General features: G+C 65.4%; 21 protein-coding genes and 3 tRNA genes. 9 read left to right on the top strand and 15 right to left on the bottom strand.

Annotated elements, in window-relative coordinates; all coding sequences use genetic code 11:
- Positions 1-25: 25 nt before the first annotated feature.
- A complete protein-coding gene (locus ACIPRI_RS02380) occupies positions 26-610 on the top strand; it encodes a ClpXP protease specificity-enhancing factor (protein WP_446588103.1) in 585 nt (194 codons plus the stop codon).
- A gap of 50 nt (positions 611-660) precedes the next feature.
- Positions 661-736: transfer RNA gene (locus tag ACIPRI_RS02375), tRNA-Thr, on the top strand.
- Positions 737-743: 7 nt separating this feature from the next.
- Here ACIPRI_RS02375 and ACIPRI_RS02370 read toward each other — a convergent pair.
- From ACIPRI_RS02370 to ACIPRI_RS02360, 3 genes are all read right to left on the bottom strand, one after another.
- A complete protein-coding gene (locus tag ACIPRI_RS02370; RefSeq protein ID WP_446588101.1) occupies positions 744-2,324 on the bottom strand; it encodes a phospholipase D family protein in 1,581 nt (526 codons plus the stop codon).
- Positions 2,325-2,407: 83 nt separating this feature from the next.
- Entirely contained in the window at positions 2,408-2,713 is a 306-nt protein-coding gene (locus ACIPRI_RS02365; RefSeq protein ID WP_446620361.1) for a hypothetical protein, read from the bottom strand.
- A gap of 143 nt (positions 2,714-2,856) precedes the next feature.
- Complete coding sequence (locus ACIPRI_RS02360; protein ID WP_446620360.1) at positions 2,857-2,916, bottom strand: hypothetical protein; 60 nt, start codon at positions 2,914-2,916, stop codon at positions 2,857-2,859.
- A 2-nt stretch (positions 2,917-2,918) separates the two neighbouring features.
- Here ACIPRI_RS02360 and secA point away from each other — a divergent pair, with 2 nt between their 5' ends.
- From secA to ACIPRI_RS02340, 4 genes are all read left to right on the top strand, one after another.
- Positions 2,919-5,696, top strand: a complete 2,778-nt coding sequence (gene secA, locus ACIPRI_RS02355) for a preprotein translocase subunit SecA (protein WP_446588098.1) — start codon at positions 2,919-2,921, stop codon at positions 5,694-5,696.
- A 95-nt stretch (positions 5,697-5,791) separates the two neighbouring features.
- Positions 5,792-7,021 (top strand): bifunctional glutamate N-acetyltransferase/amino-acid acetyltransferase ArgJ, encoded by a 1,230-nt coding sequence (gene argJ, locus ACIPRI_RS02350; protein WP_446588096.1) that lies wholly within the window; start codon positions 5,792-5,794, stop codon positions 7,019-7,021.
- Complete coding sequence (locus ACIPRI_RS02345; protein WP_446588094.1) at positions 7,018-7,893, top strand: ATP-binding protein; 876 nt, start codon at positions 7,018-7,020, stop codon at positions 7,891-7,893. Before argJ ends, ACIPRI_RS02345 begins: the two co-directional genes overlap by 4 nt.
- Before the next feature lie 58 nt (positions 7,894-7,951).
- The gene (locus ACIPRI_RS02340; protein ID WP_446588092.1) at positions 7,952-8,365 is read left to right on the top strand and encodes an NUDIX domain-containing protein; all 414 of its coding nucleotides are present in this window, start codon (positions 7,952-7,954) and stop codon (positions 8,363-8,365) included.
- Positions 8,366-8,383: 18 nt separating this feature from the next.
- Here the strand turns inward: ACIPRI_RS02340 and ACIPRI_RS02335 are convergent, their stop codons facing one another.
- The 7 genes from ACIPRI_RS02335 to ACIPRI_RS02305 form a co-directional block, all read right to left on the bottom strand.
- Complete coding sequence (locus ACIPRI_RS02335; protein WP_446588090.1) at positions 8,384-8,593, bottom strand: DNA gyrase inhibitor YacG; 210 nt, start codon at positions 8,591-8,593, stop codon at positions 8,384-8,386.
- A 10-nt stretch (positions 8,594-8,603) separates the two neighbouring features.
- Complete coding sequence (gene zapD / locus ACIPRI_RS02330) at positions 8,604-9,359, bottom strand: cell division protein ZapD (RefSeq protein ID WP_446588088.1); 756 nt, start codon at positions 9,357-9,359, stop codon at positions 8,604-8,606.
- A 55-nt stretch (positions 9,360-9,414) separates the two neighbouring features.
- Entirely contained in the window at positions 9,415-10,014 is a 600-nt protein-coding gene (gene coaE / locus ACIPRI_RS02325; RefSeq protein WP_446588086.1) for a dephospho-CoA kinase, read from the bottom strand.
- 10 nt (positions 10,015-10,024) lie between these two features.
- Positions 10,025-10,990, bottom strand: coding sequence for a prepilin peptidase (locus tag ACIPRI_RS02320; protein WP_446588084.1), 966 nt, complete (start codon positions 10,988-10,990; stop codon positions 10,025-10,027).
- On the bottom strand, positions 10,990-12,210 hold the full coding sequence (locus ACIPRI_RS02315; protein WP_446588082.1) for a type II secretion system F family protein: 1,221 nt from the start codon (positions 12,208-12,210) through the stop codon (positions 10,990-10,992). The genes ACIPRI_RS02320 and ACIPRI_RS02315 overlap by 1 nt, the downstream gene beginning before the upstream one ends.
- A 23-nt stretch (positions 12,211-12,233) precedes the next feature.
- On the bottom strand, positions 12,234-13,967 hold the full coding sequence (gene pilB, locus ACIPRI_RS02310; RefSeq protein WP_446588080.1) for a type IV-A pilus assembly ATPase PilB: 1,734 nt from the start codon (positions 13,965-13,967) through the stop codon (positions 12,234-12,236).
- Between the two features lie 440 nt (positions 13,968-14,407).
- Positions 14,408-14,483 (bottom strand) — tRNA-Lys (locus ACIPRI_RS02305).
- Positions 14,484-14,763: 280 nt separating this feature from the next.
- Here ACIPRI_RS02305 and ACIPRI_RS02300 point away from each other — a divergent pair.
- The gene (locus ACIPRI_RS02300; RefSeq protein WP_446588078.1) at positions 14,764-15,120 is read left to right on the top strand and encodes a DUF4124 domain-containing protein; all 357 of its coding nucleotides are present in this window, start codon (positions 14,764-14,766) and stop codon (positions 15,118-15,120) included.
- A gap of 65 nt (positions 15,121-15,185) precedes the next feature.
- Here ACIPRI_RS02300 and ACIPRI_RS02295 read toward each other — a convergent pair.
- Positions 15,186-15,261 (bottom strand) — tRNA-Ala (locus ACIPRI_RS02295).
- Positions 15,262-15,357: 96 nt separating this feature from the next.
- Between ACIPRI_RS02295 and ACIPRI_RS02290 the strand changes: the two genes are divergently transcribed.
- Positions 15,358-16,236, top strand: a complete 879-nt coding sequence (locus tag ACIPRI_RS02290; protein WP_446588076.1) for an alpha/beta hydrolase — start codon at positions 15,358-15,360, stop codon at positions 16,234-16,236.
- Positions 16,237-16,251: 15 nt separating this feature from the next.
- Here the strand turns inward: ACIPRI_RS02290 and ACIPRI_RS02285 are convergent, their stop codons facing one another.
- Positions 16,252-17,229: a GMP reductase gene (locus tag ACIPRI_RS02285; RefSeq protein ID WP_446588074.1), complete on the bottom strand. Its 978-nt coding sequence runs from the start codon at positions 17,227-17,229 to the stop codon at positions 16,252-16,254.
- Between the two features lie 211 nt (positions 17,230-17,440).
- Here ACIPRI_RS02285 and ACIPRI_RS02280 point away from each other — a divergent pair, with 211 nt between their 5' ends.
- On the top strand, positions 17,441-19,846 hold the full coding sequence (locus ACIPRI_RS02280) for a UvrD-helicase domain-containing protein (protein WP_446588072.1): 2,406 nt from the start codon (positions 17,441-17,443) through the stop codon (positions 19,844-19,846).
- Between the two features lie 17 nt (positions 19,847-19,863).
- On the opposite strand, the gene ACIPRI_RS02275 is transcribed toward ACIPRI_RS02280, so the two are convergent.
- From ACIPRI_RS02275 to ACIPRI_RS02265, 3 genes are read right to left on the bottom strand one after another with little or no spacing between them, the layout of a single operon-like run.
- Positions 19,864-20,667, bottom strand: a complete 804-nt coding sequence (locus ACIPRI_RS02275; RefSeq protein WP_446588070.1) for a BPSS1780 family membrane protein — start codon at positions 20,665-20,667, stop codon at positions 19,864-19,866.
- Between the two features lie 7 nt (positions 20,668-20,674).
- Entirely contained in the window at positions 20,675-21,739 is a 1,065-nt protein-coding gene (locus ACIPRI_RS02270; RefSeq protein ID WP_446588068.1) for a homoserine kinase, read from the bottom strand.
- A gap of 7 nt (positions 21,740-21,746) precedes the next feature.
- The gene (locus tag ACIPRI_RS02265; RefSeq protein ID WP_446588066.1) at positions 21,747-22,142 is read right to left on the bottom strand and encodes a hypothetical protein; all 396 of its coding nucleotides are present in this window, start codon (positions 22,140-22,142) and stop codon (positions 21,747-21,749) included.
- Between the last annotated feature and the right edge of the window lie 36 nt (positions 22,143-22,178).

Genomic DNA, 22,178 nt, shown 5'->3' with positions numbered 1-22,178 from the left:
GGCAACTTTGCATTTCACGAGCCAGATGATCAGCGCGATCGAATCCTCTTCCACCCGCCCGTACCTCATTCGGGCCTTGTACGAATGGTGCACCGACAACGGCTTCACGCCCTATATCGCGGTGCAGGTCGACGACGCCGTGCAGGTGCCGCGCGAGTACGTGAAGAACGGCGAGATCGTGCTGAACATCAGCTTCGACGCTACCAGTTCGCTGAAGCTGGGCAACGAGTTCATCGAATTCAAGGCCCGCTTTGCCGGTAGCGCCCGCGAGATCATCGTGCCGGTAGGCCGTGTGATCGCGATCTACGCCCGCGAGAACGGCCAAGGCATGGCCTTCCCGGCGCCCGCGGCCGGCAGCGGCAGTCAGACCACGCCCGCAGCACCTGGTGCGGCCGGCAGCCTGGCGCTGTCGCAGCCGGGCAAAGGTGGTGCGCCGCGCGGGGCCGAAGCCGATGCCGCACGCATCGTGCATCTGGTGACCGGTGACGCCGAAGCCGGCAGCGGTGGTACGACGGTGTCCGCAGCGCCGTCGTCATCCGAAGGCGACGACGAGCCGCCCAAGCCGCCGGCTGGGGCAGGCGCACGTCCTTCGCTCAAACGCGTCAAGTAAGGCGCGTCAGAAATCCGTTTTTGGCCGGCCGATAAAATGCCGGTTCCCAAGCCGCTTTAGCTCAGTTGGTAGAGCACCCGCCTTGTAAGCGGAAGGTCGTCCGTTCGATTCGGACAAGCGGCACCATTTTTTCTCACAGCAGCGACTCGATGGGCAGGACTTCCAGGAAGTCCACCCACAGCCGGCGCATGCCGCTGGTGCCGGGCTCCGTCGTGTAGCGTGTTTCCAGGCCGTCCGCGCCGCGTTCGATCCACTCCATCTGGCCTTGCGGCGTCAGCCGCACCAGATAGGCCGCATTGGGCAGGTGATTGTCGAGTTGGCTGGACAGCCGGTTTGCCAGCTTGGGGCTGTCGATGATCACCCCCATTTCCGTGTTGAGGCGAGCCGAGCGCGGGTCAAGGTTGAAGGAGCCCACGAACAGGCGCTTGCGGTCCGCCGCAAAGGTCTTGGCATGCAGGCTGGCAGCCGACCCGCCGCCGGTCGAGCCGCTGCCGGGCAAGCCGCGCGGCCGGCTGTCCTCGTCGGGCGGCGGAACAGCCGCGCCGGGCTTCAATTCGTACAAGGTGATGCCGGCCTCGAGCAACTGCCTGCGGTACTTGGCATAACCCGCGTGCACCGGCGCCACGTCGGTGGCGGAGAGCGAATTGGTCAGCACGCGCACCTTGACGCCGCGCTTGGCCAAGGCTGTCAGGCCGGCCGTGCCCTCCTTGCCGGGCACGAAATAGGGGGACACCAGGTCGAGCTCGCTGGCGGGCCGGCCCAGGGCCTGCTCCAGCTGCGGCAGCATGTGCAGATCGGTTCGGTCGGGGGGCTCCAGCGCCTTGGACGGCGCGTCGTGAATCACGTGTGCCGAGGTCCATTCGAAATCCACCTGGCCCTGCGCGACCTGCGTGACCAGCCGCGTCTGGCGGGTTGCTTCGGCGTATGCATGCGCCTGCGGCCTCTCGCGGTTGGCTGTCCACGCAGCCTGCAGCTGCGCCAAGCCATCCGGCTCCGCGGGCGCCAGCAGGCTGGCGGCAGGGTAGGCGGACACGCTGTTCCAGAACAGGTCGAACTCCTGCGACACCTCGCGCACCACCGGCCCCACGGTCATCACGTCCAGATCCTGAAAGCCCACTTCCATGTTCGCGCCGAAGTATTCGTCGCCGATGTTGCGCCCGCCCACGATCGCCACCTGGCTGTCCGCAGTGAAGGACTTGTTGTGCATGCGATGGTTCACGCGGGTGAAATCGCGCAGGAAGTCGCCGGCCCGGAAGCGCCTGTTGGCAAAGGGATTGAACAGGCGCAGCTCGATGTTGGGGTGCGCATCCAGGGTTGCCAGCATGGGGTCCATGCCGCCGGTGTTGGCGTCGTCGAGCAGCACGCGCACCCGCACGCCGCGCTCTGCCGCCTTCCAGACTTCCTCCCACAGCAGTTCGCCGGTGGTGTCGCGGTGCCAGATGTAGTACTGCAGGTCCAGGCTGCGCTCTGCCGCGCGCGCCAGCAGGACGCGCGCGGCAAAGGCTTCGTTGGCGACCGACAGGGCATGGATGCCCGACTGGCCCGCGTGCCGTGCCGTCATCTGCCGCACGCCTTGCCCAAGCTGGGTATCGCCGGTGTTGCTCAGCGCCTTCGATTCGGTGCGCGCAACTTCCGTGGGCAGCGAGGCGCAGCCGCAAAAGGCGAGCACCAGCGCAGGGGCAAGAAAGACACGCAAGACGGACTTGAGCGACACGGCATCTCCAGGGCGACGGTGTGGGCGGATTCTATGGCCGCACCTTGCGGCGCCATCCCCCGCAGCCTGCTGCGCGCGTGCGCTCAGCGCCGGGAACGCACCTTGATGCGCAAGGTGCTGACGTGCCAGCCGCGCACGCGCAGGCGGCCCAGCAGCATGGGCACCAATTGGCGCAGTTTTGCCGCGGCGGCGTTGCTGCCGACCAGCACGCACCACTCCTCGCCTTCGGCCGGGCCCGGTTGCACGCCGGCGCGCAATTCAGCCGGAATCAGGTCCTGCACGGCGCGCAGGCGCTCCGCGGCATCACGGGCGCGCTCAGCCAAGGCTGCCAGGGTCGGAGAAGCCTCGGTGGCCTGCTGCACGGTAAGAGGATTGAAGCGCCGGTTCACGAACGAAGAAGGGAAAGACAAGGTGGCTAAAATCTATGGTTTGCCGGCGTTCCGGCGGCCTGGACCGCTTGCATTCATGCGACTTGCATTCTTGCGAGACTTGCATTCTTGCGAAGTGCGCTCAAGTGTTCATTTTGACTATCTTAGGGATTTCGGTCGAAGCGCCCACATGTGCATGTGCATGTGCGGGGGTTGACCTCCACTCATGGCCACCAACTTCCTGACCCAGATCTTCGGCAGTCGCAACGACCGTCTCCTGAAGCAATACCGCAAGACGGTAGCGCGCATCAACGACCTCGAGGCGCAGTTCGAGAAGCTCAGTGAAGAGGCCTTGCGCGCCAAGACGACCGAATTCAAGGAGCGCGTTGCCAAGGGCGAGACGCTGGACGATCTGCTGCCCGAGGCTTTTGCCACCGTGCGCGAAGCGTCCAAGCGCGTCATGAAGATGCGCCATTTCGACGTGCAGCTGCTGGGCGGCATGGCCCTGCACTACGGCAAGATCTCGGAAATGCGAACCGGCGAGGGCAAGACCCTCACTGCCACCTTGCCGGTGTATCTGAACGCCCTGACCGGCCAGGGCGTGCACGTGGTCACCGTGAACGACTACCTGGCCAACCGCGACGCCCAGTGGATGGGCCGTCTGTACAACTACCTGGGACTGGCGGTGGGCATCAACCTGCCGAACATGCCGCGCGATGAGAAGCAGCAGGCCTATCTCGCCGACATCACCTACGGCACCAACAACGAGTACGGCTTCGACTACCTGCGCGACAACATGGTCTACGAGACGCAGGACCGGGTTCAGCGCGGCCTGAACTACGCCATCGTCGACGAGGTGGACTCGATTTTGATTGATGAGGCGCGCACGCCCCTGATCATCAGCGGCCAAGCCGAAGACCATACCGAGCTGTACCTGGCCATGAAGCAGGTGGTGCCGCTGCTCACCCTCCAGGAAGGCGAGGCCGACCCACGCACTGGCGAAGGCATCACCAAGCCGGGCGACTTCACGGTGGACGAGAAGACGCACCAGGTCTTCCTCACCGAAGATGGCCACGAGAAGGCCGAGCAGCTGCTGTCCGAATTCAAGATGCTGCCCGATGGCGCGTCGCTCTACGATCCGGCCAACATCACCCTGATGCACCACCTCAACGCGGCGTTGCGGGCCCAGCACCTGTACCACCGCGACCAGCATTACGTGGTGCAGCAGGGCGAAGTGATCATCGTCGACGAGTTCACCGGCCGCTTGATGACGGGCCGCCGCTGGAGCGACGGCCTGCACCAGGCGGTGGAAGCCAAGGAAGGCGTGAACATCCAGGCCGAGAACCAGACCCTGGCCTCGATCACCTTCCAGAACTACTTCCGCCTGTACGGCAAGCTCGCCGGCATGACCGGCACAGCCGACACCGAGGCCTACGAATTCCAGGAAATCTACGGCCTGGAAACCGTCATCATTCCACCGAACCGTCCGAGCAAGCGCGACGACCAGCTCGACCGCGTCTACAAGACCACGCGCGAGAAGTACCAGGCCGCGATCGAAGACATCCGCGAATGCCACGAGCGCGGCCAGCCGGTGCTGGTGGGCACCTCGTCCATCGAGAACTCGGAAATCATCTCGGGCCTGCTGACCGAGGCCGAGCTGCCGCACCAGGTGCTCAACGCCAAGCAGCATGCGCGCGAAGCCGACATCGTGGCGCAGGCGGGCCGCCCCAAGATGATCACCATCGCCACCAACATGGCGGGCCGCGGCACCGACATCGTGCTGGGCGGCAACGTGGAAAAGACCATCGAGGCGCTGGAGCAGGACGAGACCGTCGATGCCGCCAGCAAGCAGGCCGAGATCGAGCGCCTGCGCGCCCAGTGGGCGAAGGAGCATGAGCTGGTGGTGGCGCAGGGCGGCCTGCGCATCATCGCCACCGAGCGCCACGAGTCGCGCCGCATCGACAACCAACTGCGCGGCCGTTCGGGCCGCCAGGGCGACAACGGTTCCTCGCGCTTCTACCTGAGCCTGGACGATCCGCTGATGCGCATCTTCGCGGGCGATCGCGTCAAGGCGATCATGGACCGCCTGAAGATGCCCGACGGCGAGGCGATCGAGGCGGGTATCGTCACCCGCAGCATCGAAAGCGCGCAGCGCAAGGTGGAGGCGCGCAACTTCGACATCCGCAAGCAGCTGCTCGAGTACGACGACGTGTCGAACGATCAGCGCAAGGTGATCTACCAGCAGCGCAACGACATCCTGGACGCCGCCGATCTGACCGCGCAGATCGCCGCGTTGCGCGAAGGCTGCTTCATGGACCTGACGCGCCAGCACGTGCCGGCCGAGTCGGTCGAAGAGCAATGGGACCTGGACGGCCTGGAGCGCGTGCTGAGCAACGACTGGGGCATCGAGCTGCCACTGCGCCAGGAAGTGGAGGCCGCCAGCGCCATTTCCGACGAGGATCTGGTCGAGAAGGTGGTGGCTGCGGCCAACACCGTCTTCGATGCCAAGGTGGCGCTGATCGGGCAGGAGAACTTCACCCAGTTCGAGCGCATGGTGCTCTTGCAGAGCATCGACACCCACTGGCGCGAGCACCTGGCTTCGCTGGACTACCTGCGCCAGGGCATCCACCTGCGCGGCTATGCGCAAAAGCAACCCAAGCAGGAATACAAGCGCGAAGCCTTCGAGCTGTTCGGCCAGTTGCTCGACTCGGTCAAGAACGAGGTCACACGCCAGCTGATGACGGTGCGCGTCCAGTCCAGCGAGCAGCTGGACGAAGCTGCCCAGGCCATGGAAGACCGCGCCGACAGCATCAGCAACGTCACCTACACCGCGCCCACCGAAAGCGGCGAGCCCGAAGTGCGGATCGACGAAGAAACCCTGCGCCGGGCCGCTACCGGCACCCTGTCTGCCGGTGCCATGGCCTTTGCCCGCGTCGGCCGCAACGATCCCTGCCCCTGCGGCAGCGGCAAGAAGTACAAGCACTGTCACGGGAAGCTGAGCTAATTCCTGCCAGCCCCGTTGAACGCCCGCGGGGCCGGACCAGCCGGCTACGCGGGCGTTTTGCCATCAATTGTGTGTGCACCCCCTAGGAGAGATCGATGCCCGTGAACCTTTCTGCCCCTGATCCGGCCGCCCTGTTCGCGGTACCCGGCGTTCGCATCGGTGTTGCCGAAGCTGGAATCCGCAAGGCCAACCGCAAGGACCTGACCGTGGTGTTGATCGACGAGGGTGCCGCCGTGGGTGGCGTCTTCACCCAGAACCGTTTTTGCGCGGCGCCGGTGCAGGTGTGCCGTGATCACCTGCAAAAGAACTTCGGCATTCGCGCGATGGTCATCAACACCGGCAATGCCAATGCCGGCACCGGCGAAGACGGATTGATGCGCACGCGCGCCACCTGCATCGCGCTGGCGCGCAAGCTGGAGATTGCGCCGGAGCAGGTGCTGCCTTTTTCCACCGGCGTGATCATGGAGCCGCTGCCGCTGGACCGCATCGAGGCGGGCCTGCCGGCCGCCATCGCTGACGCCATGCCTGCTCATTGGGCGCGCGCGGCCGAAGGCATCATGACCACCGACACCCTGCCCAAGGCCTTCAGCGCCCGCGCGCAGGTGGGCGGCGCCATGGTCACCATCAGCGGCATCAGCAAGGGCGCCGGCATGATCCGCCCGAACATGGCGACCATGCTGGGCTTCATGGCGACCGACGCAAAGATCGACCCGGCACTGATCCAACCGCTGGCCAAGCAGCTGGCCGACGCCTCCTTCAACCGCGTCACCATCGACGGCGACACCTCCACCAACGACTCCTTCGTGGTGATCGCCACGCAGAAAGCCGCCAACCTGGTCATCACCTCGCTCGAGTCGGCCGACGGCCAGGCCCTGCTGGCCGCCATGCAGGACGTGGCGCGCCAGCTGGCGCAGGCCATCGTGCGCGACGGCGAGGGCGCCACCAAGTTCATCACCGTGCGCGTGGAGGGCGGCCGCAACGGCGCCGAATGCCGCCAGGTGGCCTACGCCATCGCCCATTCGCCGCTGGTGAAGACCGCCTTTTTCGCCAGCGACCCGAACCTGGGCCGCATCCTGGCGGCGGTGGGCTATGCCGGCATCGAGGATCTGGACCAGACCGGCATCGACCTGTACCTGGACGAGGTGCACGTGGCGGTGAAGGGCGGACGCAACCCGAGCTACCGCGAAGAAGACGGCCAGCGCGTGATGAAGAAGAGCGAGATCACGGTGCGCGTGCTGCTGGGCCGCGGCGAGGCGGCCGACACGGTCTGGACCTGCGACCTGAGCCACGACTACGTGTCGATCAACGCCGACTACCGCTCATGAACGAGAAATTCGAGCGCCTGATCGAACGGGCCGAGCAGCTGATCCATCGCATCGAATCCGTGCTGCCGCAGCCGCTGTCGGCGCCGGCCGACTGGAACGCCTCCATCGCCTGGCGCTACCGTCGCCGCAGCTCCGGCCACGGCACATTGGAGCCGGTGCGCCATGTGGCGACCATGTCGCTGGATGCGCTCAAGGAAATCGACGCCCAGAAGGAAAAGATCGAGCGCAACACGCGCCAGTTCGTGGAGGGCAAGCCGGCCAACAATGTGCTTTTGACCGGCGCAAGAGGAACCGGCAAGTCTTCGCTGATCCGCGCCTGCCTGCACGCCTATGCGGCGCAGGGCCTGCGCCTGATCGAGGTCGACAAGGCCGAACTGGTGGACCTGCCGGACATCATCGAGGTGGTGTCGCAGCGTCCCGAGAAGTTCATCATCTTCAGCGACGACCTGAGTTTTGACGAAGGCGAGCCGGGCTACAAGGCGCTCAAGTCGATCCTGGATGGCTCGATCGCGGCATCCACGCCCAATGTGCTGATCTACGCGACCAGCAACCGGCGCCACCTGCTGCCCGAGTACATGAAGGACAACCTCAGCTACACCCACACCGAGGACGGCGAGGTGCATCCGGGCGAGGTGATCGAGGAGAAGATCTCTCTGTCGGAGCGCTTCGGCCTGTGGGTCAGCTTCTATCCCTTCACCCAGGCCGAGTACCTGGCGATCGTGGCGCAGTGGCTGTCGCACTTCGGCGCGAGCCCGGCGGCGATCGAGGCGGCACGCCCGGAGGCACTGGTGTGGGCGTTGGAGCGCGGTTCGCGCAGTGGCCGCGTGGCCTACCAGTTCGCGCGTGATTTCGCGGGGCGGGCAAACGCATGAGCCGCGCCCGGCCGCCCGAAGGGGCTCGCACCGCAGTGCGCAGCGCGAAGGTTACCTAATGAGCGAGCCCAGAAAGCACACAGAGGTTGCCGTCGGCATCCTGATCCGCGAAGACAACGCGCTGCTGCTGTCGACCCGCCCCGAAGGCAAGCCCTACGCCGGCTATTGGGAATTTCCGGGCGGCAAGATCGAGGCCGGGGAAAGCGTGGAAGAAGCGCTGCGGCGTGAACTGCACGAGGAACTGGGCATCACCATCGGCGGCGCGCAGGTCTGGAAGACCACCGAGCACGACTACCCGCACGCGCTGGTGCGCCTGCATTGGTGCAAGGTGCACGCCTGGACCGGCGAATTCGAGATGCGCGAAGGCCAGGCCATGTGCTGGCAGCAGCTGCCGCTGGACGTCGCGCCGGTGCTGCCTGGCGCGCTGCCCGTGCTGGCCTGGCTGGCCCGGGAACGCGGGCTCGCCGCCTGATTCGGCCCGCGCCGCCTGCTACTGAAGGCGCGGATCGCCGAAGGGCTCGTCGTCGGGCGGTGCCTCGGCGGGCATCGCGAATTCTTCGCTGGCCCAGGCCCCCAGGTCGATGCCCTTGCAGCGCGCGCTGCAGAAGGGTCGATAGGAATTGCTGGGCGCATAGATGCTGTCTTGCCCGCAAGCGGGGCACTTCACGATGCGCGCGGCAAAGTTCTTGGCGTCTTCCATGGCGAAAAACTCAGGCGCAGAGCGTCAGCTCGAAGGCGGTGTCTTCGGTACTCTGATGCAGCCGGTCGTCGGCTTCGTGGCGCATCAGGCGCACCGACACCATCAGCCGGTTGCCACTGATCTCGGGAATGAGTCCCAGCGCCGGGTCGATGCGCAGGCGCAGCAGCTGAAAGCTGCGGCCAGGCGGCAAGGTCTGCTGGTACTGGCCGTTGGTGGCCATTACCTTGTAGGGCACGTCGGCATCGCGCAGCAGCTTCAGCAGCAGGTAGACCGATTCGGCCATGGGCGCCAGGGTGGCAGCCCAGCGCTCGATGTCGGCGCGGCGCGCGGCGGCGCTGCGATGTTGCCAGGCGAAGTAGGCCGGCAGGTCGAATTCGCAGGTGCCGCCCGGAATATTGGCGCGGCTGCGGATGCTCATCAGCCACTCGTTTTCCGTCAACGACTGGCCGGCCTTGCCGTGGATGGCGTTGAGGGTGTTGAAGTTGCGTTCCAGCTGGCCAATGACCTGTTCCAGCACCGATTCCGAAATGGCCGGATTGCCGCGGTAGCTGCTGAAGATTCCCTTGTGCTTGTCAAGGTCACGCAGCAGGTCGGACTTGAGGTCGGCGCGCGCGGACACGTCCATGATCTCGAAGATCGTGACCAGTGCGTAGTGGTGCGAGAGCGGCGAGTCCGCAGGCACCAGCTCGCCAAGGCGGCGAAACAGGTGCTCCAACCGAAGGTAGGTGCGGATGCGCTCGTTGAAGGGGTACTCGTAAAGGATCACGCGGCTCGGTTTCCAGTCGAGGTCATCATAAACGTCAGGAGCGGTCGCCGGTCGCTCAAGTTGCGACGCCGGTCCATTGTTGCCAGAGGCTGCGCACCTCGTCCTCGAGTTGCGCAAAGCTGAGATTTTCGTTGTAAATCACCGCGTCGGCAGCAGCCCGGCGCAAAGGCCTGGGCGCCTGGTGGGCGATCACGGCCTGCACCGCTTCGGGCGCCCATCCGGAACGCGCGACGACTCGTTGCAATTGAATCGCTTCGCTTGCATCGACCACCAGCACCCGTTCGACGATCGCGCGCCAGCGCCGCGACTCCACCAGGAGCGGCACGTCGAAAACGACAAGGGCGCCAGTGGCCGCCGCGGCCTGCCGTTCGCATTCCTGGCCGATCAGCGGATGCAGGATCGCTTCCAGCCTGCGTTTGGCCTGCGGGTCGCCGAAGGCCAGTGCGCGCATGCGCTCGCGGTCCAGGCCACCATCGGCGGCCACCATGTCAGGGCCGAATTCGATCTTGATGGCCGGCATGGCGCTACCGCCGGGGGCCGCCAGCGCCCGTGCAATGCCGTCGGTGTCGATCAGGCTCGCGCCCTGGGCCACCAGCATGGCGGCCACGGTGCTCTTGCCGCTGCCGATGCCACCGGTCAGGCCGACGCGTCGCATGGCGGCAGTGTTAGAGCGCCAGCGCGCCCAGGGGGAAGGCGAAGGGAATCCATTGCCGCACAGTATCGGGCCCGGCGACGAGGCAGACGAGTCCGGCGCCGGCCAGGAAGGGGCCAAACGAGATCGGAATGTCCTTGTGGGCCAGCTTGCCGGCCAGCAGCAGCAGCGAACCGAGCACCGCGCCGACCAGCGAGGAGACCAGCACGATGGCGATCAGGTAGTCGGCGCCAAGCCAGGCGCCCAGCGCCGCCAGCAGCTTGAAGTCGCCATAGCCCATGCCTTCCTTGCCGGTGGCGATGCGATAGACGTGATAGATCAGCCACAGGCTCAGATAGCCGAACACCGCGCCCCAGACGGCTGCCGTCAGCGGCACGCCGGTGAGGCCCGCCGCCGCGCCGATCAGGCCAAGCCAGAGCAGCGCGTAATTGAGCGAATCGGGCAGGTACTGGGTGTCCAGGTCGATCAGGAACTGGCAGATCAGCAATGCGGCGAACGCAGCCCACAGCGCGCCCGTGACCGTCAGGCCGAAGCGCCAGGCGCACAGTGCGAACAGGGCGCCGCTGACCAGTTCCACCAGCGGATAGCGGGGGCTGATCGGCGTCTTGCAGGCGCCGCAGCGCCCGCGCAGGAACAGGTAGCTGAGCACCGGCACGTTCTGGTACCAGCGAATGGCAGCGCCGCAGTGGCCGCAGCGCGAAGCAGGACGCGACAGGTTGAAGGGGGGCAGGGCATCGATGGACTTGGCCGCTTCGTCGGCGGCTTTCTCCAGCGCCGCCGGCGTCGTCGTCTTGGGGCCGAACACCAGGCTCCACAGCGAGGGCACGCCATCGACCTTCATCAGGTTGCCCACGGCATCGCCCAGCCACTGCCGGTACATCATGACCGGCGTGCGGTAGATCACCACGTTGAGAAAGCTGCCGACGAGCAAGCCCAGGACGCCGGCCAGTGCGGCGTCGAACCCCTGCGAGACGAGCATCAGACGACCTGGCCGAGCTTGAAGATGGGCAGGTACATCGACACCACGATGCCGCCGATGATCACGCCCAGGAACACGATGATGATCGGCTCCATCAGGCTCGAAAGGCCGGCGACCATGTCGTCGACTTCCGACTCGTAGAACTCGGCCGCCTTGCCCAGCATGTGGTCGATGGAGCCCGACTCTTCGCCGATCGCCGTCATCTGCAGCACCATCGACGGAAATAGGTTGGCGTTGGTCATCGCACTGGTCAGGCTGGTGCCGGTCGAGACTTCCTGCTGGATCTTTGTGGTCGCCAGCGCGTAGACCGAGTTGCCCGAGGCGCCGCCCACGGAATCGAGCGCTTCCACCAGCGGAACGCCGGCGGCGAACATGGTCGACAAGGTGCGGGTCCAGCGCGCAATGCACGATTTTTCGACCAGCTCGCCGAAGATCGGCAGGCGCAGCAGCAGGCGGTCCATCACCTGTTGCACCCGCTCGTTGCGCTTCCATGCCTGCAAGAAGAAGTACAGGCCGCCACCGATGACGCCGAAGATCAGCCACCAGTAGGAGACGAAGAACTCGCTCATGGCCATCACGAACAGCGTCGGCGCGGGCAGGTCGGCGCCGAAGGAGGTGAACACCTGCTTGAAGGCCGGGATCACGAAGATCATGATGATCGCCACCACCACGAAGGCCACCACGACCACCGAGGTCGGGTACATCATCGCCGACTTGATCTTGGACTTGATCGCCTCGGTCTTTTCCATGTACGTGGCCAGGCGGTCCAGCAGCTCTTCCAGAATACCGGCGGCTTCGCCGGCTTCGACCAGGTTGCAGTAGAGGCTATCGAAGTACTTGGGAAACTTGCGGAAGGCCGACGACAGCGAGGTGCCGGTTTCCACGTCGCTGCGGATGTCGTTGAGCAGCTTCGAGACGCTGGCATTGGCATTGCCGCGGCCCACGATGTCGAAGGCTTGCAAGAGCGGCACGCCGGCCTTCATCATGGTCGCCAGCTGGCGCGTGAAGATCGCGATGTCCTTGGGCTTGATCGCCTTGCCCGAGCTCATCTTCTTCTTCTTGATCTTGGTCGTCAGCACGCCTTGGCGGCGCAGCGAGGCCATGACCTGGTTTTCGCCGGCAGCGCGGAGCTCGCCGCGAAGGATCTTGCCGTTGCGGTCCTTGCCTTCCCATTCGAAGACAGATTCCTTGAGGGTGCGTGACGTTGCTGCGGTGGCCATGGATTCTTCTCCGGTGCGCCGTGTTATTCGTTGGTGACCGCCACCACTTCTTCAAGCGATGTCAGTCCCTGCATGACTTTATGTAGACCCGACTGGCGCAGGTTACGCACGCCCTCGGCTTCCGCCTGCTTGGCGATGTCGAGCGCGCTGCCGTCGCGCAGGATGATCTTCTGGATCTCTTCGCTGATCGGCATCACCTGGTAGATGCCGACGCGGCCCTTGTAGCCGCTGTTGCAGGCCGAGCAACCGACGGGGCGGTAGGGCTTCCAGCTGCCGTTGAGGTCGCTGGCCTTGAAGCCGGCGTCGAGCAGCGCTTGGCGTGGCACGTCTTGCACTTCGCGGCACACGGTGCACAGGCGGCGCGCCAGGCGCTGGGCGGTGATCAGGATCACGCTCGATGCGATGTTGAAGGGCGCGATGCCCATGTTGCGCATGCGCGTGAGGGTGGTCGGCGCGTCGTTGGTGTGCAGCGTCGAGAGCACCAGGTGGCCGGTTTGCGCGGCCTTGATCGAGATGTCGGCCGTTTCCAGGTCGCGAATTTCGCCGACCATGATGATGTCGGGATCCTGGCGCAGGAAGGCGCGCAGCGCGGTGGCGAAGGTCAGGCCCGCCTTTTCGTTGACGTTGACCTGGTTGACGCCCGGCAGGTTGATTTCCGAAGGATCTTCTGCCGTTGCGATGTTCACGCCCGCCTTGTTCAAAAGGTTCAGGCAGGTATAGAGCGACACCGTCTTGCCCGAGCCGGTCGGGCCGGTCACCAGCACCATGCCGTAGGGGCGGCCGATGGCGCTGAGCAGGCGTTCTTTCTCGACCGCGTCGTAACCCAGGGCATCGATGCCCAGGCGCGCGCTGCTCGGGTCGAGGATACGGATCACGATCTTCTCGCCAAACAGCGTCGGCAAGGTGCTCACCCGGAAGTCGATGACGCGCTCGGGCCCGATCTTGAGCTTCATCCGGCCATCTTGCGGGATGCGCTTTTCGGAGATGTCCAGGCGCGAGATCACCTTGATGCGCGAAGCCAGCTTTTCCTTGATGACGATCGGGGGTGTGGCGATCTCGCGCAACTCGCCGTCGACCCGGAAGCGCACGCGGTAGTGGTGCTCGTAGGGCTCGAAATGGATGTCCGATGCCCGCATGCTGAAGGCGTCCAGCAGCATCTTGTGCAGGAAACGCACCACCGGCGCGTCTTCGACTTCGGCGGTGGCCTGGTCGCTGGTGTCCGGCGCCTCGGCGGCAGTGTCGTCGAACTCGAACTCGACGCCGACGATGCTGTCGATGGTCTCCGCCGCACTGACAGCCGCGGCCTCGACCATGCGCGACAGCTTGTCGTATTCGGCGATGACCCAGTCCACGCCCATCTGCGAGGCGAACTTGATCTTCTCGACCGCCTGCTGGTCCGACGGGTCGGCCGTCGCCACGATCAGGCGGTTGCTGCGCTTGCTCAGGACGACGATGCGATACGCCTGGCACATCTTCGGATCGAGCAGATCCTTGGGCAGGCGCTGCGCGTCGACCGCATCGAGATCGAGCAGGGGCGCACCGAAGGCGCTGGACAGCGTGTGGGCCAGGTCAGCCGGCGAGACCGCGCCGGAACCGGTCAGCTCGGCGATGAAGCTGCTGCGCGCACTTCGAGATTTTTGATAGATCTCTTCGGCGACCTTGGCCTGCAGCTTGCCGGCCGAGATCAACGCGCGGGCCAGCCCCGGCAACGCGACCGGCGTGCTGTCCTTTGCTAGCGGTTCTGCGGCAGCGGCCATTCAAAGATCGTAAAAAGCGTCACAAATTGATTCTTGATCATCGCTGATCGACTTGACGGCGTAAACCGCCGGCCCGGGGCATCGCGCGCATCATTTGGCATTACTTGGCCAAATCTCTCAGGGGAAAGTAACACCTTCGTCCCATCGTTGTGGCGCCCTCGCAGGACCATTCAAAAGGATAGCGCAATGGGGCGAAGACAAGCCCCGAACAGGCGCCTCGTTACTTGAGGTGTCGACTCTGCGCCACGGTTGTTTTTGGAAGGCTCCAGACGTGGCAGGCGCAGTTCTTTTCTCTCTGATGGCAACGCGCATCCGAAACCCGAACTTTTGGCTTCGCCCGAGGCCAGGTGGGTCGGGGAGCGCCGACGAGTCTTGCGTGGCGGCGAGCCAAAGAAAAAGGGCCCGGCGATGTTTTCGCCGGGCCCTTCGAGGGGTGTTGGTGGTGGGCCCTGAGTGACTCGAACACTCGACCTACGGATTAAGAGTCCGCTGCTCTACCAACTGAGCTAAGAGCCCCTGAAATACATTGCTGCTTTCAGGCAATCCAAAAATTATAGCGCATCTTTTGGCAACCCCGGCAGAAGCGGCCGACGCCGCTCACCTTCTTTGCGCGGAAGGGGCGAATTTTCTTGGGCCCCGCGCCTCGCACGCCTGCCTGATGTGCCCGATGCCCGTGCTTCGGCGCCTTAAATCAAAGGTTCGCATCCCAACTTGGCCACGGTTTTCGGCGTGTGGCATAGCGCAGACATCTGCCAAATAGTGCCGAAATGTGAACTGGCTGAGCCGTCGTCCCCGCATGGCCGCGCCTACGATGCGCCGACCCAGACCGAAGAAGACAGCCATGCCAGTTCATTTCGCCGCACCCCTGATCCGAAGCGCCCTTGTCATCGCACTTGGCGCCGCGAGCCTGGCAGCCAGTGCCCAGATTCACCGCTGCAAGGATGAGAAGGGCCAGACCGTCTTGTCGGACCGTCCTTGCGCGGTCAGCACAGAGGCGCAGCAGGATGCGCCCAAGGGTGCGGGCGGCGGCGCTGTCGATCGCATTGCCGCGCCGCAAATGGTCAGTGCCCGCATGCGCGACATGTCGGCCCAATACGACTTCATTCCCGACCGCGGCGCGCGGCAGGGTACGCAAGCACCGCGAGCCAAATAGCGCTGCAGGCCGCCCGAAAACGAACAACGCTCTGCGCCGCGAAGCGTAGAGCGTTGAGGAGTTGTTGGTGGAGAGGAGGAGGATCGAACTCCCGACCTCCGCATTGCGAACGCGGCGCTCTCCCAGCTGAGCTACCCCCCCAACAATGAACAAAGTCTAGCGCGATTTCGTGGCGACCGCGTTTCGGCGGGCGCCATGCCAATATCGCCGTCCAGGCAAAAAATGGAGATGCGAGCGATGAGGCTGGACGACCCCGAGTGGCTGGAGCGCATGTACAACAACCGTGCGCGGGTGCCCGAACACGGCGACTATTTCGAGCGCTGGGCGGCCGAGTCGGCCCGGGTGCGGGCGTCGACCGACTGCCGCACCGACTTGCCTTACGGCCGCGGGGTCAACGAGACCCTGGATGTCTTTCCTGCGCAGAGCGCGAACGGCGGCCCGGCGCCGGTGCTGGTCTTCATCCACGGCGGCTACTGGCGTTCGCTGGACAAGAGCCAGCATTCATTCATTGCGCCCGCCTTCACCCGGCGCGGCGTCTGCGTGGTCGCTCCCAACTACGCGCTGTGTCCGGGAACGGAGGCCGCGCCGGTGAGCATCTCGGACATCGCCCTGCAGATGGTCAAGGCGCTGGAATGGACCTGGCGCCACATTGCCGGGCACGGCGGGGATCCAGGCCGGATCGCGGTTGCGGGCCATTCGGCCGGCGGGCATCTGGCGGCCATGCTGCTGGCGTGCGACTGGAAGAAGGTGGCGACCGACCTGCCGGCGCAGTTGGTACGCCATGCGCTGTCAGTGTCCGGGCTGTTCGATCTGGAGCCCTTGCGCCGCACGCCGTCCTTCCAGGTGTCTCTGCGCCTCACGCCGGAAGATGCGCGGCGCCTGAGCCCCGCCTTCTGGCCTGCGCCAGCAGCGGGCCGCCTCTACGGCGTGGTGGGCGCCAACGAAAGCGAGGAGTTCCTGCGCCAGAACGCGCTGATCGCCAAGGCCTGGGGCGAGCGGGTGGTGCCAGTGTGCGAAGAGGCGCCCGGGCGCGACCACTTCAGCATCGTCGATGCGCTGGCCGACCCGGCGCACCGGCTGCACGCCCTGGCCATGGACTTGCTCGCGCGCCCCTAGACAGGCGCCGCCTTCTTACATGAGCAGGTGCTCGCCCGCGTTGTCGCCGCCCAGGGTGACGTAGTTGACCTTGCGGATGTCCATCAGCTTGAGGCCGCCGGAATAGCTGATGGAGCTTTGCACGTCCTGCTCCATCTCGACCAGCGTATCGGCCAGCTTGCCCTTGACGGGTTCCAGGATGCGCTTGCCCTCGACGTGCTTGTACTCGCCTTTGTTGAAGTCGCTGGCCGAGCCGTAGTACTCCTTGAACAGGGCGCCATCCACTTCCACCGTCTTGCCGGGCGATTCCTCGTGGCCGGCAAAGAGCGAGCCGATCATCACCATGGAGGCGCCGAAGCGGATGCTTTTGGCGATGTCGCCATGGTCGCGGATGCCGCCGTCGGCAATGATCGGCTTGGTGGCCACGCGCGCGCACCACTTGAGCGCCGACAGTTGCCAGCCGCCGGTGCCAAAGCCGGTCTTGAGCCGCGTGATGCAGACCTTGCCCGGGCCGATGCCCACCTTGGTGGCGTCCGCACCCCAGTTTTCCAGGTCGATCACTGCCTCGGGCGTGCCGACATTGCCGGCAATCACGAAAGACTTCGGCAGCTTCTCCTTGAGGTAGCCAATCATGTTCTTCACCGTGTCGGCATGGCCGTGCGCGATGTCGATGGTGATGAATTCCGGCACCTGGCCCTGTTCGGCCAACTGGTCGACCGTGTCGTAGTCGGGCTTCTTCACGCCCAGAGAGATCGACGCGAACACGCCCTTGGCGTGCATGTCCTTCACGAACTTCACGTTGTCGATGTCGAAGCGGTGCATCACGTAGAAGTAGCCGTTCTGGGCCAGCCAGACGCAGATGGACTCGTCCACCACCGTTTTCATGTTGGCCGGCACCACCGGAATGCGGAACTTGTGGCCGCCCAGCTCGACGCTGGCGTCGCACTCGGAACGGCTTTCCACGCGGCACTTGCGCGGAAGAAGAAGGATGTTGTCGTAGTCGAAGATTTGCATGAACCAGGCCCCAGAAGAAAGTCGTCAGAAGAAACGAGAGAGCGCTTGGTCCGGCCGGTTTTTTGCGGCGCCCTGCGAGAAGCAATCGGCCACAAAAAAACCGGGCGCAAGAAACTTGGGCCCGGTGATTGATTTTACGCCCTTGTGCCAAGGCGTGCTGCAACTCGAAATCGTATGAGGCCCATACGCTGTGCTTTCTACAATCGGTCAAATGCTTACTGAATTCGAAGCGGCCGCCCAATCGCCGCTGCTCCAGCACCTCAACGCCGAGCAGCGCGCGGCCGTGACCTTGCCTGCCGGCCATGCCCTGATCCTGGCCGGCGCCGGCTCCGGGAAGACGCGCGTCTTGACCACGCGCATTGCATGGCTTTTGCAGACCGGCCAGGTGTCGCCCGGCGGAATCCTGGCCGTCACTTTCACCAACAAGGCGGCCAAGGAGATGCTCACCCGCCTCTCGGCCATGCTGCCGGTGAACGTGCGCGGCATGTGGATCGGCACCTTCCACGGCCTGTGCAACCGCTTCCTGCGAGCGCACTGGAAGCTGGCGGGCCTGCCCTCGACCTTCCAGATTCTCGATACGCAAGACCAGCTGTCGGCCATCAAGCGCCTGATGAAGCAGTTCAACGTCGACGAAGAGCGCTTCCCGGCCAAGCAGACCCAGTGGTTCATTGCCGGCGCCAAGGAAGATGGCCTGCGCCCGCGCGACGTCGAGGCGCGCAGTGAGGACGACCGCAAGAAGGTGGAGCTCTACCAGCTCTACGAAGAGCAATGCCAGCGCGAAGGCGTGGTCGATTTCGGCGAATTGATGCTGCGCAGCTATGAGCTGCTGCGCGACAACGACCCGGTGCGCGAGCACTACCAGCGGCGCTTCCGCCACATCCTGGTCGACGAGTTCCAGGACACCAACCGCCTGCAGTACGCCTGGCTCAAGATGCTGGCCGGCAACACGGTGGACGGCCGTTTCGTCTGCGGCGACAGCAGCGTTCTGGCGGTGGGCGACGACGACCAGAGCATCTACGCCTTTCGCGGCGCCCGGGTGGGCAACATGGCCGACTTCGTGCGCGAATTCGACGTGCAGCACCAGATCAAGCTGGAGCAGAACTACCGCAGCTTCAGCAACATCCTCGATTCGGCCAACCAGCTCATCAGCCACAACTCGAACCGGCTGGGCAAGAACCTGCGCACCGATCAGGGCCCGGGCGAGCCGGTGCGCGTCTACGAGTCGCCTACCGACTTCGCCGAGGCCCAGTGGGTGGTGGAAGAGATGCGCCAGTTGGTGCGCGACGATTTCGAGCGCAAGGAAATGGCGGTGCTCTACCGCAGCAACGCCCAGAGCCGGGTGCTGGAAACGGCGCTCTTCAACGCGGGCGTGCCTTACCGGGTGTATGGCGGCTTGCGCTTCTTCGAGCGCGCTGAAATCAAGCACGCGCTGGCCTACCTGCGCCTGTTGGAGAACAAGGACGATGACACCAGCTTCCTGCGCATCGTGAATTTCCCGCCGCGCGGCATCGGCGCCCGCAGCATTGAGCAGCTGCAGGATGCGGCACGCGCGGCCGGCTGCTCGCTGCACGATGCGGTGAGCCGCATTGGCGGCAAGGCCGGCAGCAACCTGTCGGCCTTCGTCGCCAAGATCGACGTGCTGCGCGAGCAAACCCAGGGCATCACCCTGCGCGAGATCATCGAGCTGGTGCTGCAGCACAGTGGCCTGGTCGAGCACTACCGGGCCGACCGCGAAGGCGCCGATCGCGTTGAGAACCTGGACGAACTGGTGAACGCGGCCGAGAGCTTCGTTACCCAGGAGGGCTTCGGCCGCGATGCGGTGGCGCTGCCGGTGGACGAGCTGCGCCAGTCGCCAGCCAGCCAGGGCATCGACACGTCCAGGCACCTGCTCGACGAGCTGTTGCCGCCGCCGCCCAATGCCGAGACCGGCGAGACACTGAGTCCGCTGGCCGCCTTCCTGACGCATGCGGCCCTCGAGTCCGGCGACAACCAGGCGCAGGCCGGCCAGGACGCGGTGCAGTTGATGACGGTGCATGCCGCCAAGGGCCTGGAATTCGACTGCGTCTTCATCACCGGCCTGGAAGACGGCATCTTCCCGCACGAGAACTCCATGAGCGACCGCGAAAGCCTGGAGGAAGAGCGGCGCCTGATGTACGTGGCCATCACCCGGGCCCGCAAGCGCCTGTACCTGAGCCATTCGCAGACCCGCATGCTGCATGGCCAGACGCGCTACAACGTGAAGAGCCGCTTCTTCGAAGAGCTGCCGGAAGAGGCGCTCAAGTGGCTCACGCCCAAGAACCAGGGCTTCACCCCGTCGGCCTTCGGCTACGGCGGCGGCTATGGCAGCACGCGTGGCGGCGGGGGTGGTTACGGCAGCAGCAGCTACGGCGGTGGCAGCAACAACAAGGAGACCTTCGCCAGCCCGCCCGTGCCGCCACAGAAGGCCGCGCCCTCGCACGGCTTGCGCTCAGGCCTGCAGGTCTTCCACAACAAGTTCGGCGAAGGCACCGTGCTGGCGCTGGAAGGCAGCGGCGACGACGCGCGCGCCCAGGTGAAGTTCGCGCGCCACGGCGTGAAGTGGCTGGCGCTCAGCGTCGCCAAGCTCACGCCCATCTGAGCACCGCACGACGGCGCTCAGTCCTCGGAGAAGGAATCGCGGAAGCTGAACCAGATCGAGCTGAAGAACATCGCCGCCATCACCAGCGCGCCGCCCACCATCAGCACGCTGCCGATGGCCGAGGCAGCGTCGCCGCCGCCCATGGCGCCGATGGCCACCATCAGGCCGGTGATGAGGCTGATGACGATGCCGGCGCCGATAAAGACGCCCAGCCAGACGATGCCAAACACGGTGAGCGCGCCGATGTTGCGAAAGCACGCCACCAGGCTGAAGAAGATGCTCTTGACCGGCGGCACGCGGTGCCAGTGCATCAGCGCCGGCGCATGCCAGAAGGCCAGCGACAGCGGGATGTACAGCGCCATGGCGATCCACAGCGCGATCTGAAAATCGGTCTGCTGCGCGGCTTCGCGCGTGAGCGGCCGGCCCAGCAGGTAGACGCCGGCAAACTGGCCGCCGTCGGCCAGTGCCGAAATGCCCATCACCAGCAAGAAGCAGCCGGCATAGATCGCGCCCAGCACCAGGAGCGGCTGCAGGTCCTGGCGCACCGCGCGCAGCGCCGCCATGAACACGCTGCCGGCCGGCGGCTTGACGCCGGGCGTGACGGTGGTGCTGGCGCTGGCGGCCATCAGTCCCAGGGTCATGGTCGGCAGCAGCACCAGGGCCAGGGTGCCGCCGATCAGCGGCAGCTGCGAGGCGATCGACACCATCGCCATAAAGAAGAAGAACAGCGAGATGAAGGCCAGCGGCTGCTTGAAAAAGGCTTGCAGCCCCAGGCGCACCCAGAGGGTGCCGTTGCGGGCGGGGACGATGTTGAGTTTCACGGTGTAGTCAGGCGAACGCCGCCATCTCGGCTGCTTCGCTGCGGTAAGTGTCGAAAGGGTGCAAGGCCAGCGCCCGGTGGCGCAGCACCCGTTCGAAGTGCCGGGGGTCGTGCGGCTTGAGCATCGAGGCTTCGCGCGGCAGGTGGAAGTCCCACAGGCGCGAGATCCAGAAGCGCAGCGCCGCCGCCCGCAGCATGGCTGGCAGCAGGTTGCGCTCGGCCGCGCCCAGGGGGCGCACCGACTGGTAGGCCTCCAGCAAGGCGTTGGCCCGTTCCGGATGATCCACGCCGGTGGGCAGGTCGATGGCCCAGTCGTTCAGGCACACCGCCAGGTCGAACAGCCAGCTGTCGGTGCCGGCAAAGTAGAAGTCGAACACGCCGCTCAGGTGCGGCGGATGGCCGGGCTCGTCCTCGCGGATGGCGAACATCGCGTTGTCGCGAAACAGGTCGGCATGCACCGGGCCGCGCGGCAGCGCCGCGTAGGCGGGCGACTGCGCGACGTGGTTCTGGTAGGCCAGCTCGCTGGCCAGCAGCGTCGCTTGCGCTTCGTCCAGGTAGGGCATCACCACCGGCGCCGTCTCGTTCCACCAGGCCAGGCCGCGCAGGTTGGGCTGGATGCGCGGGAAATCGCGCGCCGCCTGGTGCATCCGGGCCAGGTGGCGGCCCAGTTCGGCGCAATGGGCCACGGTGGGCGCCAGCTCGCTCTTGCCGGACAGCCGGTGCACCACCGCCGCCGGCTTGCCGGCCACTAAGTGGAGAAATTCGCAAGGTGCGTTGGCGGGGATTTCCAGCGCATGGCCGTCGGCCGGCTTCACGCCCGGGTCGGCAAAGGGTTCCGGCACCTCAATGCCCTTGGCCGCCAGGTGCTTCATGAGGCACAGGTAATAGGGCAGCTGGTCGGCGCGCAGACGCTCGAACAGCGTCAGGACGTACTCGCCCTGGTCGGTGCTGACAAAGTAGTTGGTGTTCTCGATCCCGCCTTCGATGCCCTTGAGCGCTTGCAACTGGCCCAGGCCCAGGCGCGCCATCAGCGCGCCGGCTTCGTCGAACCCGACTTCGGTAAAGACAGCCACTGGCTGCTCAGAACTTCAGGACGTTCCAGAGCGTGGGGCCGGTCCCGCTGCCCGCGTCGCCCTGGCCCTGCGATTGGGTGCGGCTGGAATCGGTGGGCTTGACCTCGTAAGCCGGCATGCGTCCCTTGGGGGTGACGGTGATGGACTGGGTCTGGCCGCCATAGCGCAACTCGTCGACCTTGGCGCCGCCATCGTCGATGTGGATGCGCTCGATCTTCTGGTTGCGTCGGCCCTCGCGGTTCTTGTCTTCCTGTGTCGTCGCTGCTGCATCGGGCCCTGGGGTGGCAGCAGCTGCCGGTGCGCTGGTGGCGGGGGCAGTCTGGGCCTGGGCGGCACCGAGCGCGGCGCTGCATGCCAAAGCCAGCAGCGCGTAACGAACAAGTGAAGAAGTTTGACGGGCCATAAAAGCTATTGTAGGTGGCGCCACGGCCTTTTGCTG

The sequence above is a fragment of the Variovorax sp. LARHSF232 genome (assembly GCF_052871435.1).
Note: the sequence above shows the minus strand (reverse complement) of the source record. Positions and strands in the feature narration are given on the sequence as shown.